The sequence below is a fragment of the Mycolicibacterium septicum DSM 44393 genome (assembly GCF_000455325.1).
Taxonomy (GTDB): domain Bacteria; phylum Actinomycetota; class Actinomycetes; order Mycobacteriales; family Mycobacteriaceae; genus Mycobacterium; species Mycobacterium septicum.
The window spans coordinates 2,718,857-2,733,616 of record NZ_HG322951.1 but is presented as its reverse complement, the minus strand read 5'-3'; the positions used below and the strand labels follow the sequence as shown (position 1 = coordinate 2,733,616).

The 14,760-nt window shown below is 64.2% G+C and carries 16 protein-coding genes and 1 pseudogene; 8 read left to right on the top strand and 9 right to left on the bottom strand.

Annotation, left to right across the window (positions count from 1 at the left end):
* Positions 1 to 10: 10 nt before the first annotated feature.
* From TX88_RS12875 to TX88_RS12865, 3 genes are read right to left on the bottom strand one after another with little or no spacing between them, the layout of a single operon-like run.
* Positions 11 to 1,156, bottom strand: a complete 1,146-nt coding sequence (locus tag TX88_RS12875; RefSeq protein WP_110918064.1) for an LLM class flavin-dependent oxidoreductase — start codon at positions 1,154 to 1,156, stop codon at positions 11 to 13.
* The gene (locus tag TX88_RS12870; RefSeq protein ID WP_044517279.1) at positions 1,153 to 1,530 is read right to left on the bottom strand and encodes a nuclear transport factor 2 family protein; all 378 of its coding nucleotides are present in this window, start codon (positions 1,528 to 1,530) and stop codon (positions 1,153 to 1,155) included. Before TX88_RS12870 ends, TX88_RS12875 begins: the two co-directional genes overlap by 4 nt.
* On the bottom strand, positions 1,527 to 2,573 hold the full coding sequence (locus TX88_RS12865) for a phosphotransferase (protein WP_044517278.1): 1,047 nt from the start codon (positions 2,571 to 2,573) through the stop codon (positions 1,527 to 1,529). Before TX88_RS12865 ends, TX88_RS12870 begins: the two co-directional genes overlap by 4 nt.
* Positions 2,574 to 2,641: 68 nt before the next feature.
* Here TX88_RS12865 and TX88_RS12860 point away from each other — a divergent pair, with 68 nt between their 5' ends.
* Positions 2,642 to 3,250 (top strand): TetR/AcrR family transcriptional regulator, encoded by a 609-nt coding sequence (locus TX88_RS12860; protein WP_044517275.1) that lies wholly within the window; start codon positions 2,642 to 2,644, stop codon positions 3,248 to 3,250.
* On the opposite strand, the gene TX88_RS12855 is transcribed toward TX88_RS12860, so the two are convergent.
* From TX88_RS12855 to TX88_RS12845, 3 genes are read right to left on the bottom strand one after another with little or no spacing between them, the layout of a single operon-like run.
* Entirely contained in the window at positions 3,233 to 4,339 is a 1,107-nt protein-coding gene (locus TX88_RS12855; RefSeq protein ID WP_044517273.1) for an alpha/beta fold hydrolase, read from the bottom strand. The genes TX88_RS12860 and TX88_RS12855 overlap by 18 nt on opposite strands.
* Positions 4,311 to 5,927 (bottom strand): flavin-containing monooxygenase, encoded by a 1,617-nt coding sequence (locus TX88_RS12850; protein WP_044517272.1) that lies wholly within the window; start codon positions 5,925 to 5,927, stop codon positions 4,311 to 4,313. The genes TX88_RS12855 and TX88_RS12850 overlap by 29 nt, the downstream gene beginning before the upstream one ends.
* Complete coding sequence (locus TX88_RS12845) at positions 5,924 to 6,943, bottom strand: NAD-dependent epimerase/dehydratase family protein (protein WP_044517270.1); 1,020 nt, start codon at positions 6,941 to 6,943, stop codon at positions 5,924 to 5,926. The genes TX88_RS12850 and TX88_RS12845 overlap by 4 nt, the downstream gene beginning before the upstream one ends.
* Positions 6,944 to 7,033: 90 nt before the next feature.
* Here TX88_RS12845 and TX88_RS12840 point away from each other — a divergent pair, with 90 nt between their 5' ends.
* A complete protein-coding gene (locus TX88_RS12840; protein WP_044517268.1) occupies positions 7,034 to 7,975 on the top strand; it encodes an LLM class F420-dependent oxidoreductase in 942 nt (313 codons plus the stop codon).
* A gap of 65 nt (positions 7,976 to 8,040) precedes the next feature.
* Here the strand turns inward: TX88_RS12840 and TX88_RS12835 are convergent, their stop codons facing one another.
* From TX88_RS12835 to TX88_RS12825, 3 genes are all read right to left on the bottom strand, one after another.
* Positions 8,041 to 8,475, bottom strand: a complete 435-nt coding sequence (locus TX88_RS12835) for a nuclear transport factor 2 family protein (protein ID WP_044517266.1) — start codon at positions 8,473 to 8,475, stop codon at positions 8,041 to 8,043.
* A 71-nt stretch (positions 8,476 to 8,546) separates the two neighbouring features.
* Positions 8,547 to 8,921 carry an ester cyclase gene (locus tag TX88_RS12830; RefSeq protein WP_044517265.1) on the bottom strand — a complete coding sequence of 125 codons (375 nt, stop codon included), beginning with the start codon at positions 8,919 to 8,921 and terminating at the stop codon, positions 8,547 to 8,549.
* 4 nt (positions 8,922 to 8,925) lie between these two features.
* Positions 8,926 to 9,789: an SDR family NAD(P)-dependent oxidoreductase gene (locus tag TX88_RS12825; RefSeq protein WP_044517263.1), complete on the bottom strand. Its 864-nt coding sequence runs from the start codon at positions 9,787 to 9,789 to the stop codon at positions 8,926 to 8,928.
* A 54-nt stretch (positions 9,790 to 9,843) separates the two neighbouring features.
* Here TX88_RS12825 and TX88_RS12820 point away from each other — a divergent pair, with 54 nt between their 5' ends.
* The 6 genes and pseudogenes from TX88_RS12820 to TX88_RS12795 all read left to right on the top strand — a co-directional run.
* Complete coding sequence (locus TX88_RS12820; RefSeq protein ID WP_044517262.1) at positions 9,844 to 10,497, top strand: TetR/AcrR family transcriptional regulator; 654 nt, start codon at positions 9,844 to 9,846, stop codon at positions 10,495 to 10,497.
* Positions 10,497 to 11,543 (top strand): TIGR03857 family LLM class F420-dependent oxidoreductase, encoded by a 1,047-nt coding sequence (locus TX88_RS12815; protein WP_044517260.1) that lies wholly within the window; start codon positions 10,497 to 10,499, stop codon positions 11,541 to 11,543. The genes TX88_RS12820 and TX88_RS12815 overlap by 1 nt, the downstream gene beginning before the upstream one ends.
* Positions 11,540 to 12,571, top strand: coding sequence for a phosphotransferase family protein (locus TX88_RS12810; RefSeq protein ID WP_044517258.1), 1,032 nt, complete (start codon positions 11,540 to 11,542; stop codon positions 12,569 to 12,571). Before TX88_RS12815 ends, TX88_RS12810 begins: the two co-directional genes overlap by 4 nt.
* 291 nt (positions 12,572 to 12,862) lie before the next feature.
* The gene (locus tag TX88_RS12805) at positions 12,863 to 13,987 is read left to right on the top strand and encodes a phosphotransferase family protein (RefSeq protein WP_044517257.1); all 1,125 of its coding nucleotides are present in this window, start codon (positions 12,863 to 12,865) and stop codon (positions 13,985 to 13,987) included.
* Positions 13,984 to 14,499 (top strand): nuclear transport factor 2 family protein, encoded by a 516-nt coding sequence (locus TX88_RS12800; protein ID WP_044517255.1) that lies wholly within the window; start codon positions 13,984 to 13,986, stop codon positions 14,497 to 14,499. Before TX88_RS12805 ends, TX88_RS12800 begins: the two co-directional genes overlap by 4 nt.
* A gap of 54 nt (positions 14,500 to 14,553) precedes the next feature.
* Positions 14,554 to 14,760 (top strand): annotated as a pseudogene (locus tag TX88_RS12795) (LLM class F420-dependent oxidoreductase); the annotation flags it as partial.

Below are 14,760 nucleotides of genomic sequence, written 5' to 3'. Positions count from 1 at the left end.
ACCCCTTTGTTCACAATCTCTTAAGTCGCCGCACCACGGTGTTGAACGGCAACAACGTAGCAAGGCCGGTACGCAACGAGGGTCCCATCGGGCCGAAGTTCACCACGACAAGGTGGCGCACACCGTGATCCCGCCACACCGCGGCCTGCTCCAGCACATCGGCCGGACTGCCGTTCAAGATCATGTTCCTGACCACATCGCCCGGAACCTGCGCTGCCTTCTCGGTGATGGTCTGCTCGTCCATGGTGAACGCCACATGGTCTTGCATCCCGGCGTATCCCGCGCCCATCGGATGCTCGGCTCCGTAATGGGCGTAGAACTCGGCTGGTGCGTTGAGAGACCAGGCCCGCACCGACATCGAGTCGAGCGCCTCGTCGACGGCATCGCGGCTGGACGCTGTGATGACCGGGATCCAGACCGCCGGCGTGATGGACATCGGGTCCCGTCCGGCATCCGAAGCTGCTGAGCGCACGATCTCCAGCCTCGCCGCGTAATCCTCGGGCCGGTGCGCGAACCCTGGGAACCAGGCATCGCCGTAACGACCGGTGGCGCGCAACATGCGCGGCCCGTGCGCAGCGATCCAGATCTCGGGCCATTTTCCGCGGTAGGGCGGCAGGTCGAACATCGCGTCGCGAAGTGGGAAGTATGGCGAATCACGCTTCACCAGCCGGCCTTTGGAGTTCCACAGCGCGCGGATGGTGGCCAACGCCTCTTCGAACCTGGCCACCGGCCTGCTCCAGTCGACGCCGTAGGGTTCGTTACCGACTCGTTCGCCGGGGCCGATGCCGAGAATGGCCCGGCCCTTGGTCAGCAGGTTGAGGGTGGCCGCGGCCTGGGCAGTGACAGCCGGGTGGCGCTTGCCGGTATCGGTGACGCCGACGCCGAGTCGCACGTTGCTGAACCGGCGGCGCGCTGCCAGGCTGCCCAGCAGTGTCCACGCTTCCATCGCCGCGTCGGGTGACTGCATCAGCCTGGCGGCCACTGTGTACTTCTTGTCCCACAACGGCCTCGGCGTCTGGCCGTTGATGTGGTCGGGGACCCAGTAGGAGTCCACCCGGTTGGCCACCGCAGCAAGGTAATTCGCCCTGGTGAACGCGTCGGCCGTGGGCCGCGCCGCCATCACCGGGTCCATCAACCCGACCCGGAACCGGTTCAGGCCCATACGCCCTGCTTGTAGCCGCAGTTCCACACCTCGGTGATGCGGCCGTCGACCACCCTGAAGATCTCCATACTGCCGACGGTGATGGCGTTGCCGTCCGGGAATGTCATCGGGGATTCGTACACGATCGCGACGTGCTCGCCATCGTCACCGGCGACGATCAGGTTCAGGTCGAAGCGGATCGTCTCGAACATCCCCCAGTGGTCGATCACCCGATTGACCGCCTCCTCGTGGGTGAGCACCGTCGCCTCACCCACTTCGTGGCGGGTGACGGTGTCCCCCAACAGTTCATCGGCGAGGGCGAAGTCCTTCTCGTTCCAGACCACCCAGTTGTACTGCTCCACCACTTCACGCGCGGTGCGAACGGTCATGCAAACTCCTCAAGGGCGTCGATGTCTTCGATGGCCGCGACGGCCCGGTCGATGAGCGTCAGACACAATTGCCGGGACCGCTCGGGCGCGACGTCCCAGGTGAGTAGGGCGACCACCGGCATGTACAGCAGCAGCGCGGTCGCGAAACGGTAATGCCGCCACGCCTCGTCGAACGAGTACCCGTCGACCTGGCCGACGTAGTCACGCACCAGCTGCTCGTCGTGGCCGCGGCGCACCTCGGTGGGCAGACCCTGGCTGACCAGATACGCGATATCGGCCGCGCCCGCTCCGCGGACGGTCAACTGGAAGTCCACCACTTTCAGCGCATCATCACGGAAGAACATGTTGTCGGCTCGAATATCTCCGTGCAGCAGCATGCTCCGGTCCGAAAGCGCGGAGAGCGCGGTGGGTGCGAGTTCGGCGAACCGCTCGGCGAACGCGGCGACCGCCGGAGGCACCGGCCGGCGCGTGTGCTCTCGGTAGAGCTGCCACCCGGGCGCGAACGCGGGCAGGAACAGGTCCCTGGTCAGCGAGCTGTCGATGCTCGGGAATTCCTGCAGTACAGCATCATCGATGCCGGACGACCATGTGTGCAGACCGGCCAGCTGTTCGATACAGAGCTGGGCACGCGGCAGCGACAGCCCGGCCAGGTGGTCGGCGTTCTCCCAGTCCCGCAGGTCTTCGAGCACCAGCACGAAGTCGGGACCGGACATCCGCGCGACATAGCAGTTCGGTGTGGCGATAGGAGATTCCGGCGCGACGTGCCGGTAGAAGTACAGCTCACGTTGGTAGCCGCCGAGCATCTCCATCCCCCCACGGGCAAGTGAGTCGGCGGGCAGTTTGACGATCAGAGTCTCTGGCACATCGGAGGATCCGCGTAGATGGACCCGGTACAGCGCTGCGGAGAAACCGGTGTCCAAAGCGATCCGCTCGGCCCGCACCTCGCTTACCTGCGCGCCCAGCGCCTCCGTCAACCAGGGCGCGGTGACCTCATCGATGCCCGTGGGCACCGAACCGGAAAAGGGCACTGCGACTGACGTCATCGTCGACCTCCACACAGAAATTTGACGCTGAACAACTAAGTTAGTTGTCGACCGTCTAATATGCAAGGGTGCCTTCCCCAGCCCACGGCCTCACCCAGCCGGAGCGCGTCGAGCAGTCCTCGCGCCGGCTGCTGCAGGCCGCCGCCGAGTTGATCGTCGAAAAGGGCTGGGAAGCAACGACTGCCGCTGAGATCGGCCGGCGGGCCGGCTACAGCCGGGCCATGGTGCACGCCCGCTACGGCAGCAAGGACGCCATCCTCGACGCCTTCCAGGACGTGTACGTGTCACGCCTGAACCCCGACCCCGAACCTGGCTCCGCCGGATTGCAGCAGGTTCTGGCGCATTTCGACCGCGTGCAGGAGATTCATGCCGAGGATGCCGCGGTGACCAGGGCGATGTTCGTATCGGCCTTCGAGGCGGTCAAGACCACGTCGCCGCTGCGCGACGGTGTGCGCACCCAATTGGCCGGGGCCGCCGTCAAGATCGAGGCCGGCCTGCGCGCCGGAATCGCCGACGGTTCACTGCGACCCGACATCGATGTCGACATGGCGCTGCGAGACATCACCGGATCGATCTTCGGTATCGCTTTCCAGTGGGTGGTGCTGCCCGAGGACCACGATCTCGACCATGAGATCGACTGTGTTCGGGCCCGGATCACGTCAAGCTACGGTCGTTAGGAACCGTTCGGTCGCATCCTGCACCGCACCGGAAAACAGGTGCCCGACATGACTGCCGTCGTGCCAGTGGAGTTCTCCTCCCCACTGCTCGTGCATGGCCAACGCCGAACTGCGCATGGCCATCTGGTCATGCCAGGCACCGACGATGAGACGCCGCTCGGCATGCGGCCGGCTGCGCAGCGGGTCGATCACCGAGGTCATCGCCGCCACCGTGGCCGATTGCAACTGCTGCGCCGACTGCTGTCCCGCTGATCCCCAGCGGCCCAAGTGCATCCCGATCATCGTGTTGAGACCCAGGATCGGCGTGTACAGCGCCACGGCGTCGACCCGGGAGTCCAGATGTGACACCAGCGCCGCCACCGCGCTGCCAAGTGACAGGCCAGCGACCGAAATCGACGATGCCTGTGGTTCGAGCCAGCCGATCAACGCCCGCACCTCCGACACCGCGCGCATCGTGCCGGCGACATTGGCCAGCGGATCGCGGGCGGGATACTCCGGCCAGGACCTGCGCCGCGGCCCATGCCCGGGCTGCACGGGCAGCGCCACATTGAATCCGAGGTCCCGCAACTGCCGTACCCGGGCCACCAGAAGATCCATCGAATCGCCTTGACCGGCGCCGTGCACCCAGATCAGCCAGGGCCGCGCATCGTCGCCGCAGCGATACAGCCGTACCCGGGCCGTGGCGACTCCGCCGTGACCGTCGGCCAGCACCGAGGCCGGCAGCGCGGGATCGTGATCGAAGACCAGCTCTTCGAATGTCAGCGCGCCGAATCGGCGCGGCCGGATGTGTTTGACCTCCAGCGCATCCGGGCGGGGGTGCGCCGCATCGATGTCGAGTGCGCCCAGTTCGTCGGCGGCCCACTGGTATTCACCCAGCGGACGCGGCAGCTGCGGCGGTGGACCGGTCAGCGTCATACCGGTCACCACGAGCTCGTCGAGGGTGACCTCGCCGAGCTGCCGCAGGCCGGTGACCGACAGCGGATTCCAATCCCCCGCGCCTGCCAGAGCGCCCACCGAGCGCGGCACTACGCCACCGAGCTCCCACGCTATGCGGGTTGCCCTAAGCAATGGTGAATCCCGGGTAGCCATCAGCTGCGATCTCGTCACAGCGGCGACGGTACTCGGGGATGCCTGCGGTGTATCCCAGGTACATCCGCTTCTTGCCCGGTACGTTGCCGCCGTTATACCAGGAGTTGCAGCTCGGATGCACCAGCACCGTGGGCGCCACCAGGGCTGTGGTGTGCTCAACCCATTCGGCCTGCGCCTGGGGCGTCGCCTCGATACTCCGATGGCCGCCGGCCCTCAGGTACGCGATGCACTCCGCGATCCACTCGACGTGTTGTTCCAGGGCCGCCACGAAATTCGTCGCCGCCGATGGGCTTCCCGGCCCCTGGATCGTGAACAGATTCGGGAATCCGGCCACGGCCAAACCCAGATAGGACAGTGCCCCCTCCTTGGACCAGTACTCCCCCAGCACCAACCCGTCCCGGCCACGCACGTCGATCCGGCTCAACGCGCCCGTCATGGCGTCAAATCCGGTGGCGTACACGATCACGTCGAGGTCGAAATCTCCTTGCTCGGTGGAAATCCCGGTGGTCGTCACCTCACGGATGCCGCCCTTGCGCAGATCGACCAGGGTGACGTTGTCCCGGTTGTAGGTGTCGTAGTAACCCTGGTCGATGATCGGCCGCTTACAGGCGAACGGGTGACTGGGTGTCAACGAGGCCGCCGTCCGCGGATCGGTGACGATGCGCGCGACGGCCTGGCCGTACAGTTCGGTGGCCATCCGGTTGGCGTCGATGTCGAAGAAGACGTCACCCCAATTCAGGGCACCCATGACGCCGTGTTCCTCGACGGCGTGCCGCTTCTCCTCGGGCGACGCAGATTTCACCGGCGGCCGCACCAGCATCTCGAGGAGCACCGAGAACGCACTGAGTCGAGCCGCCCCGACCGGATGCTCCCGCTGCGCGGCGCGGATGGCCGCGTAATCAGCCTTGAGCGCGTCGAGTTCCCCGGGTTCGAAGGACCGGACCTGCCACGGCAGGGTGAACGCCGGGGACCGCTGGAACACCGTCAGATGTTCGCACTGCCCGGCCACCACCGGAATCAGCTGAACACCGGTGGACCCGGTGCCGATCACCCCGACCCGCTTGCCGGTGAGGTCGACGCCCTCGCGCGGCCAGCGGCTGGTGAACAATGACGTGCCCGTGAATCGGCTCATTCCCGGGATGTCGGGTTCCAGTGGTACCGAGAGGATTCCGGTGGCGGCCACCACGAACGGCGAGTGCAGCGTCTGACCGTCGGCGGTGGTGACCGCCCACAGAGATGTGGCCTCGTCGAAGGTCATCGTCACGACCTCGGTGCCGAATGCGATGTCGCGGCGCAGGTCGAGTCGGTCGGCGACGAAGTTCAGGTACGCCTCGATCTCGGGTTGGGCCGGCATCGTCTCGGTCCAGACCCACTCCTGCTGGATCTCATCGCTGAAGCTGTACGAGTACTCGATGCTCTCGATGTCACAGCGCGCCCCCGGATACCGGTTGACCAGCCAGGTACCACCGACGGCGTCGGCCTTCTCCAGAATCCGCACCCGCAGGCCCTGCTCCCGTAGCCGGTGCAGTGCGTACAAGCCGGAGAATCCGGCACCGACGACGATCGCATCGAAATCGGCGTTGCTCACAAGTCGATGACTTTCTCGTCGCGGTTCCTGCGGTCGACGTAGAACTGCGCCGCCCGGCCGATCGATTCGGCGGTGGGTGCCGGTTTCCAGCCCAGTTCACGCGTCGCCTTGCCGTGGTCCGCCGGCGAGGTCAGCCACATCAGTCGCGCGGCGGTGAGGTTCATCGGAAAGTCGGTGCCGAACAACCGATTCGACATGCCGGCGAACCAGCCGAAGACATACAGCGGGGCCATGGGGATACCGACTCGCGGCGGTCGCGCACCCACTGCCTCCGCAGCCGTGGTGAACATCTGCCGCTGTGACATATAGCCTTCGGACACGATGTAGCGTTCGCCGATCCGGCCGTGCTCGGCCGCCCGGATGAGCGCATCGGCCGCGTCGTCGATCCCAACCACCTCGGAGCCGACACCGCGCACGTACACGGGCAACTTGCCGAATGCGGCCATCGCGACGAGCGCGCCCTGTCTCGGCTGCCAGTCGGGCGGTCCGTACGGGTTGGACACACACATCGCCACAGCGGGCAATCCGCGCTCCCTGGCGTAGGACAGCACCAGGTCTTCGGCCTGGCGCCGCGATTCGATGTACGGCCCGCCTTTGCCGGCCCAGTTGAACGGGGTGTCCTCATCAACAGTTGCGCCGTCGTCACCGACCGCGATCGTTCCGATGGTGCTGAGGAAGACGAAGCGCTGCAGGTCGGCGTCCATCGCGACGTCGAGGACGTTGCGCAGGCCCTCGACGTTGGTGGAGAACAGTGGCGCCGGGTCGGCCAGGTGGGCGCGGGTGTCGACGACGCAGTAGAACACCACGTCCCGGTCGCCCATCGCCGCCGCCACCGCATCGGTGTCGAAGATGTCCCCGTAACACCGCTCGACGTCGAGACCGTCGATGCCCTTGGTCGAACTACTTCGCCGCAGCAGCACCCGAACGTCGTCGCCGCGCTCGACGAGTTGACGGGTGACACAGGCTCCCACGTTTCCGCTTGCGCCCATCACGAGTACTTTTCGCCGGCGATCCATCGCTACTCCATCCCAGTTGACGACCAACGATGGATGTTACGGTAACGCTTTCAGTAGCACTCTGAAACGGGTCAGAAACGGAAAAGATCCATGAAGTACACCCTGGAATATCCCAGCGAGCTGCCCACCGCACCTGACGATTTCCTGCGGCCGGACGTCATCCGCGAAGTCGCCACCCAGGCCGAAGCGGCGGGCTTCTCGGCCGTCGCGCTCAGCGAGCATCCGGCCCCGTCGGCCAAGTGGCGCAGCAACGGCGGCCACAACACGCTCGACCCGATCGCCGCGTTGAGTTTCATGGCGGCGGCCACCTCGCGCATCCGGTTGATGACCAACCTGTACGTGCTCCCGTTCCGAAATCCGTACCTGTCGGCCAAGGCACTGGGAAGCCTCGACCTGGTGTCCGGCGGCCGGCTCATCGCGGGCGTCGGAGCGGGCTACCTACGATCGGAGTTCTCGGCGGTGGGCGTGGACATCGACCGCCGCGCCGAGCTGCTCGACGAGGCCCTGACGGCACTGCGTTCGATTTGGACCGAACCTGAAACACCGTTCACCGGTGCCGATTTCGCGGCTGTCGGCGTGGTCCATCTGCAACATCCGGTCCAGCGGCCCCATCCGCCGATCTGGATCGGCGGGAACGGCGCCGCAGCCATTCGGCGCGTCGTCGAACACGGTGACGGGTGGATGCCGATCATCGCCGCGGCGGGCATGGCGTCGACGATGCGCACCGCGGCCATCGAGAACACCGAGCAGTTCGGGGACGCCGCAGCGCGACTGCGTAATCGGCTCGCGGACGCCGGCCGGGACCCGTCGACGGTCGACATCCAGGTGGTGTGCCCACCTACCGACCTGGACGACGCCGCCTCGCTGCGACGTGCCCGCGATACCCTCGCCGAACTCATCGGACACGGCGCCACCTGGGCGGTCGTGCATGTCGACGGCAGCAGCCCGCAGTCGGCGCTCGACTACATCAAGGCGTTCGGCGCGGAGATGGATCTTGTTGCAACACGGGATATCTCGGAATCACGTGTGTAGCGCTGTGGCGGTGATCCGCGCGATTCTTCGCCACAGCGCTTCACACGCGGCGACCACTCACCGGGCTAGGCGGTTTTGAACTTCAACAGCGTCCGGGTCAGGTGCAGGCTGGTGATCTGCCATGTGCCGTCGCGCTTTTCGTAGGTCTCGTGATAGTGGCCTGCCCCGTGCAGCTCGCTGCCGTCGGGGAAGAACAACATGTCCTCCATGGCCCAGATGCCCGTCGCGGTGGTGTCGGAGGTCAGCATGATCTCGGGGGTGTGGCAGTGGTGCACCGTCGCTGCATGCTCGACACCGCCCCACACCACAGGGAAGAACTCGTCGAAGCTGTTCAGCGGAGGGGCCGTCTGCGGATCGGCACCCCCGGTCGAGACGGCCATGTCGAGCTTCACCACAACCTCGTCGACGAACAATCCGCGCCACGCGTCGATGTCCTTGGTGTCCAAGAATCTGCAGTACCGGGCCTTGAGCTGCTTGATCGCTTCGATATCGTCGGACATGAACGCCTCCCGTTCCGTTACGGAGATGTATACCGTAACGGACTCGACTCGCCTCGCGACGGGTGGTGAAGTCAGTCCCAACGCCCTTCTTTGCGCCCACAGTTCCAAACCTCGGCGATGCGTCCGTCGATCACCCGGAAGATCTCCATGCTGCCGCTGTGCACGACGTCGCCTTCCTTGCCGGTCATCGTTGTGTCGTACACGATGGCGACATGCTCGTTGTCCTGGCCGGCGACGACGACCGGGAGCTCGAAGATCATGTTGCCGAACAAGGCCCATACATCCTGGATACGTTTGACGGCTTGCTCACGAGTGAGGGTGTGCGCTTCGCCGACTTCGTGGCGGATCACGGTCTCGGCGAAAAGTTCGTGTGCGAGGTCGAAGTTGCGCTCGTTCCACACCACAAAGTTATAGGTCTCGACAACTTCTCGTGCTGTGCGAGTCATATCCCTAAACTCGCTTCGGGATTCCAGTAGCCTTCGAAAAGATCATGTCAGTGATCGGCGAAGGCAGGATCCGGGTGTAGGCGTGAGCCTTCGAGCCCTTGCCCACGAGGTAGCGGGCGCGGGGGCGCTTGTCGGTCAGCGCCCGTTCGATGGCCACACTAATTTCCTCCGGCGAGGAGATCACGCCGTCCATGAGGTCGATCGCCTTGTGCATCCCCTCGGAGTGCTTGGCGTACAACTTCCGATGGTCGGGGCTCATCTTGGCGATGTTTTCTTCATGCTGTTCGTGCGACCCCTTACTCATATCGGTGTCGATCTGCCCGGGCTCAATGAGACTCACCTTGATTCCCCAGGGCCGCAATTCGTTTCGCAAGGAGTCGCCGATAGCCTCCAAGGCGAATTTGGATGCGCCGTACGCTCCGAGCGACGGTGTAGCCACCCGCCCGCTGGTCGACGAGATGTACACGATGCGTCCACGCGTTCTACGGATCAGCGGCAACACCACCTGGGTCACACCCACCGAGCCAACGACGTTGACGTCGAGCTGCCAACGTAGGTCGTCCAGAGCCAGGGTCTCGATGGGCCCGCCGACCGCAACACCGGCATTGCTCACCAATGCATCGAGTCGTTCCGGTAGCTGCGATGGCAGCTTCGCCAGATGCTCTTCATTGGTTACATCGACAATAACCGGTGTTACATTGGGGATTTCAGCCATCATCTCTGCGTCGGCAGCACTGCGAACACCCGCGTGGACCTGCCAGCCGGACGCCGCGAGTTTGACAGCTGCGACGTGGCCGAGACCACGGCCGGCACCTGTCACCAACACTGAGGGATTGCCGTGGACGGCGGTCGAACGATTACGTGACATGTCGACGATCGTGGTCTATCCATTAACAGACTGTCAATGGTAATCTCCCATTTCATGGCAGAAAGCGCACGAGCCCCCTCTCAACGCTGGCTGGATCTGGCCGACGAACAACGCACCGCGGTCGCACGTGCCGCCGTTAATCTTGTTGCGGAAGGCTGCATCCCGCTCAAGGTGGCGGATCTAGCCGATCGCGCGGGGATCACCCGTCCAACGTTCTACAAGTACTTCCCCACCCTTGGTGCTGCTGTGCTGCACACCGCACGCACATTGCTTGCCGAACTCGAGGTCTACCTGAAGCCGCGGTTGCCGAAAAAGGCCAACGCACGCGAACTGTTGCTGGCACGGTTCGACCTGAGTTTCCAGTACGCACGCTCCCACCCCGAGATGACCCGCTTCTTCAGCTACTACGACTTCTCCTTCAGAGGACAGGGCCTGTCGGGCGAAGAGGACGCTGAACGGGCCAACATCGCCGACGTCGCCGGTGACCCGTTCTTCGAACTTTTCAAGACAGGTCAAGAGGATGGTTCGATCGATCCCGAGCTGCCGCCTGACGTCACCGTCCTGGCGCTGGTCACCTCGATGACCGGTACCGGCCAACGCCTGCTGATCGAGAACACCTGGACCACCGGTTCGGACCGGCGCGCCAAAGGCGTGCACAAGACCATGATCACCATGTGGCGAGATGCCCTGACCCCCAAGGAAATTTGATGACTGACAACGCTGCCCGCCCCCATTTCCCCGAACTCGGCTTCTACGCGCTCGGCGGGCAGCCCACGTCCGCGCGGGTTGGTTTGGACGAGGTACGCGAAGCAGAAGAGTTGGGACTGGGCACAGCATTTATCTCGGAGCGCTTCAACCTCAAAGAGATCGGTGCACTGTGTGGGGCCGCCGGCGCCGTCACCGAACGGATCATCGTCCATTGCGCCGCCACCAACCACAACACCCGCCATCCCATGATCACCGCGGGCATGGCGCGCACCATTCAAAGCCTCTCCGATGGGCGCTTCGTGCTCGGGCTGGCCCGCGGCGTGAAGCTGATGCAGGACATCTACGGCATCCCGCACATCACCACCGCGCAGATGGAGGACTTCGTCGGCATCATGCGGCGGCTCTTCCGCGGCGAGACCATCCTCGGCCACGAAGGCCCCTGCGGGTCGTGGCCCGTTTTGCAACTCGATTCCACCCTTAACGGCTACCTGCCGATGAGCTTGGTTGCGCTCGGCCCCCGGTCTCAGGAGTTGGGCGGCCGGTGCTTCGACGAAGTCATCCTGCACACGTTTTTCACCGACCAGGCCACTGAGCGCTGCGTCCGAACGATCAAGGACTCTGCCGAGCGTGCCGGGCGCGATCCCGGCCAGGTAAAGGTGTGGTCATGTTTTGCCACGATCGGCGATCACATCCCGGAACCCTTGCGGCTCAAGAAGTCAGTTGGTCGCCTTGCCACCTATCTACAGGGCTATGGCGATCTGATGGTCGAGATCAACGATTGGGACCCGGCGGTACTGAAACGGTTCCGTGAAGATCCCGTGGTATTGAGCGTCCCCGGGTCGATCGACGGGCTTGCCTCCACCGCGCAGCTCGAGCACATCGCAACCTTGTTCCCGGACGAGTGGCTGGCGCCATCGGCCTCGGGCACACCGGAACAATGTGCGGCGGCGGTGCGTCGTCAGCTCGACATCGGATGTGACGGCGTGATCATGCATGGCGCGACACCACACGAACTCGCTCCCATCGTCAAGGCGTATCAGCAATGACGGCGACCGCCGGCGATCCGGTCGGAGTGGATACCGAGCGACTCGTAGGGTGGCTGAAGGCGACGCTGGAACCCACGCTCACCGGGATTGAGGCAACCCGGATCGGCGGTGGAAATTCCAGTGGCGCTTGGCAGCTGGACTTGAGAACGCGCTGCGGCCCACATCGGGTCGTGCTGAAAGCCCCGAACAATGGTGGTTTGGTCTACGAATGCGACGCCGCTCGCGAGGGAGGGATCCTGCAGGCCGCCAAGAAGGTCGGTGCGCCCGTTCCCGAGGTGCTCGCCGTCGATTCATCCGGTGCCGTGCTGGGGGTGCCATGCTTCGTCATGGCGCACGTCGACGGTGACGGCGTACCCGAGGACACTCCGGCCAGTTTCCACGGTGTGGGCTGGTTCCGTGATGCCGACGCCGCCGACCAACGCACCGTGTGGTGGTCGTTCATCGATGCCCTCGCCGACCTGCACGCGGTCGACTGGGTCGATGTGCCTGCCCGCTACGGCCGCGATGGCTTGGCCGATTTCCTCGGGTACTGGCGCCGATCCCTTCTCGATGCTGCGCCCGCACAGCTGGTTCCACGACAGCTGGCGGTCATCGACTGGTTGCTGGCTCACATTCCCGCCGGGGCCGACGACCATCCGGCCCTCTGCATGGGTGACGCTCGCCTGGGCAACGCCCTGATGACGGGCAATGCCGTGCACACTCTCGTTGATTTTGAAGTTGCCTACATCGGCAACCCCGCCGCCGATGTCGGCTACTGCCTGATGCACGAAGCGTTCACCCGCCGACTGACCGACCGACCCGCCACCGGTATACCGACCGTCGACGAAACGTGGGAGCACTGGGAAGCCAAGACCGGCCGTGCCGTGGACGACCGTGACTATTGGACAGCTATCGGCGCCACCGTCCTATGTATCACCGGAACCCGCGCGATGCTCAAGTGGGGCATGCCGGTCGAGACCATCGACAACGACAACATCGTCATCGCCGAATGGGAACGGATCATCGAGCAGACCGGGGCTAGCTACTAGTCCCGTCCCAGCCTCCCGGCGCGGGCGCTCCCGCACGCTTGACGCCCGCGTTTGCTTTCCATCCCACGGGCATGAGCCATCGTGCGCCAAATACATTGCAACAGAGTACTTTTGAGACTTCTGCCGCGGACGACTCGGCGCAGCAGTCAGTACTTGAAGATCCAAACTAACTATTGACATGCCGTAAAGAGATACATACCGTCGACGTCACGGTAAGCGTTTGAGTCGCACACACGGTGCACACAATGAAAGTGGGCAGTCAATGAACCTCACCGCACGGTCGCCACGCTCATGACCATCAGTAACCGCCTCGCAATACCGTCTGGCTCAGCAGATGTGACTGCAGAGTGGCTGTCCTCGGCGCTCCAGGACTCTCATCCGACGACGTCGGTTATCGCGGTCGCGCTCGAACCGGTGGGGACGGGCCAAGCCGGTGCCACCTATCGGGCCACGGTGCGATACGCCGCCAATCCTGCTGGATTGCCGGCAACGCTCATCGTCAAGCTTTCCTCACAGCGTCCCGAGATCCGCGCCAAGGTCAGCAGCAGCTACCGCGTTGAGCACGCGTTCTACAGTCAGCTCGCTTCACGCGTGGAGATTCCTCTGCCACGCGCCTACCACTGTGAAATCAGTGAAGACAACTTGGATTTCGTCTTGGTGATGGCCGACCAGGCGCCGGCCGAGCAAGGTGACCAGATCGATGGGTGCTCGGCAGAACGCGGGCGGCTGGCCGCCCGTGCGATTGCCGGGTTGCACGGACCCCTGTGGTGCGACACCACAATCGCCGATTACGCGCACACGGTGATGCCGAGGCCAGGCCCGGAGTCGGCGGCGGCACTGGGTCAGGTCATGGCAAACGCGTCGGAAATCGGACTTCGCGAGGTCGGTCATTTGATGGCCGCAGAGGATCAGGCCACGTTTACTGAAGCTGCCGCGCTCACCGAATCGTGGTTGTTGCTGGAGCCCGAGCGGTTCAGCATCCTGCATGGTGACTACCGCATTGACAACCTCTTGTTCGCCCCTGATGACTCGGCGATATCGGTCGTCGACTGGCAGAGCGTGACAGTCGGCCTCCCCGGCCGCGACCTCGGGTACTTCGCCGCCACAAGCCTGCTGCCGGAACTGCGCGCAGAGATCGAGCGGGAACTGGTTTCGGTGTACCACGCGGCGTTACAAAGCCACGGTGTCGCTGAGTACGACGAGCAGGATTGCTGGGATGACTACCGCCTGGGCATCCTGCAGGGAACGCTGATCTCAGGCTTGGCGGCGGCGTTTACCCCCTCCCCTAATGAGCGCGCCGAGCGCATGTTGATGGCCATGATGAGTCGGTCATGCCGCGCCATCCGCGAGCTCGGAGTCCTCGAACTCATCCGCGAAATGTCCGACGAAACAGCGCAATTGAAAGGCCGCAAATGACCGCCCACAACATCGCCGAAAACAAGGTCCTAGCCCGCAGGTTCATCGAGATCATCAACAAGCGATCCTTGCCCGACATGGATGAGCTGCTGCACGAAGATTTCGTCTGGAACACCGCCGTGGCGCCCGACGACGGTCCCAACGAGCTCCGGCCTCTGCAATCAAGCCGTCTGAAAGGAACCAACCTTCCCCACCCGAAGCCCCGGATGAACCGGCCTGAATCGATGACATTCTTCGCCGGCATCTTCGGCACGTCGACCGAGGGGACCGATGCCGAGGAAGCATTCGAAATGACCGACGAGCACGGTCACATGCACTTCGACATCCTCAACCTCACCGCCGAGGAGGACCGTGTGGCGGTCGAGGCCACCTCCACCGGTATCGCCGATCCCGAGAGCGGCAAGGTGTACAACAACTTCTACCACTCCCTCATACGGATCCGGGATTCCAAGGTGGTGCTCTACAAGGAGTATCAGGACACCTTGCATGTCTATGACTACGTATCCGAGTGAGCCGATGAACGGTCGATCGGAACCTCCGCCACCGGTGAAAGGACATGGATCGTCGTGAAAATTCATCTACAGGTCGATGGAGCCCCGGACAAGGCGGCCCGCAGCGCCCGCCACATCGCCGAGTTGGGGGCCGACGGCGCGTTCTCGTTCGAAGGTCAGCACGATGTGTTCTTCCCACTCCTGGTCGCTGCGGCAGAGACCGAATTGGAGTTGATGACCAATGTCGCCATCGCCGGCCCACGCAGCCCCTTACATCTGGCA

Excerpts from the sequence above, each read along its gene's own strand:
- TX88_RS12870 (WP_044517279.1), bottom strand. The coding sequence starts at position 1,530 with ATGACCGTTCGCACCGCGCGTGAAGTGGTGGAGCAGTACAACTGGGTG.
- TX88_RS12865 (WP_044517278.1), bottom strand. The coding sequence starts at position 2,573 with ATGACGTCAGTCGCAGTGCCCTTTTCCGGTTCGGTGCCCACGGGCATC.
- TX88_RS12855 (WP_044517273.1), bottom strand. The coding sequence starts at position 4,339 with ATGGCTACCCGGGATTCACCATTGCTTAGGGCAACCCGCATAGCGTGG.
- TX88_RS12845 (WP_044517270.1), bottom strand. The coding sequence starts at position 6,943 with ATGGATCGCCGGCGAAAAGTACTCGTGATGGGCGCAAGCGGAAACGTG.
- TX88_RS12840 (WP_044517268.1), top strand. The coding sequence starts at position 7,034 with ATGAAGTACACCCTGGAATATCCCAGCGAGCTGCCCACCGCACCTGAC.
- TX88_RS12835 (WP_044517266.1), bottom strand. The coding sequence starts at position 8,475 with ATGTCCGACGATATCGAAGCGATCAAGCAGCTCAAGGCCCGGTACTGC.
- TX88_RS12830 (WP_044517265.1), bottom strand. The coding sequence starts at position 8,921 with ATGACTCGCACAGCACGAGAAGTTGTCGAGACCTATAACTTTGTGGTG.
- TX88_RS12825 (WP_044517263.1), bottom strand. The coding sequence starts at position 9,789 with ATGTCACGTAATCGTTCGACCGCCGTCCACGGCAATCCCTCAGTGTTG.
- TX88_RS12820 (WP_044517262.1), top strand. The coding sequence starts at position 9,844 with ATGGCAGAAAGCGCACGAGCCCCCTCTCAACGCTGGCTGGATCTGGCC.
- TX88_RS12815 (WP_044517260.1), top strand. The coding sequence starts at position 10,497 with ATGACTGACAACGCTGCCCGCCCCCATTTCCCCGAACTCGGCTTCTAC.
- TX88_RS12810 (WP_044517258.1), top strand. The coding sequence starts at position 11,540 with ATGACGGCGACCGCCGGCGATCCGGTCGGAGTGGATACCGAGCGACTC.
- TX88_RS12805 (WP_044517257.1), top strand. The coding sequence starts at position 12,863 with ATGACCATCAGTAACCGCCTCGCAATACCGTCTGGCTCAGCAGATGTG.
- TX88_RS12800 (WP_044517255.1), top strand. The coding sequence starts at position 13,984 with ATGACCGCCCACAACATCGCCGAAAACAAGGTCCTAGCCCGCAGGTTC.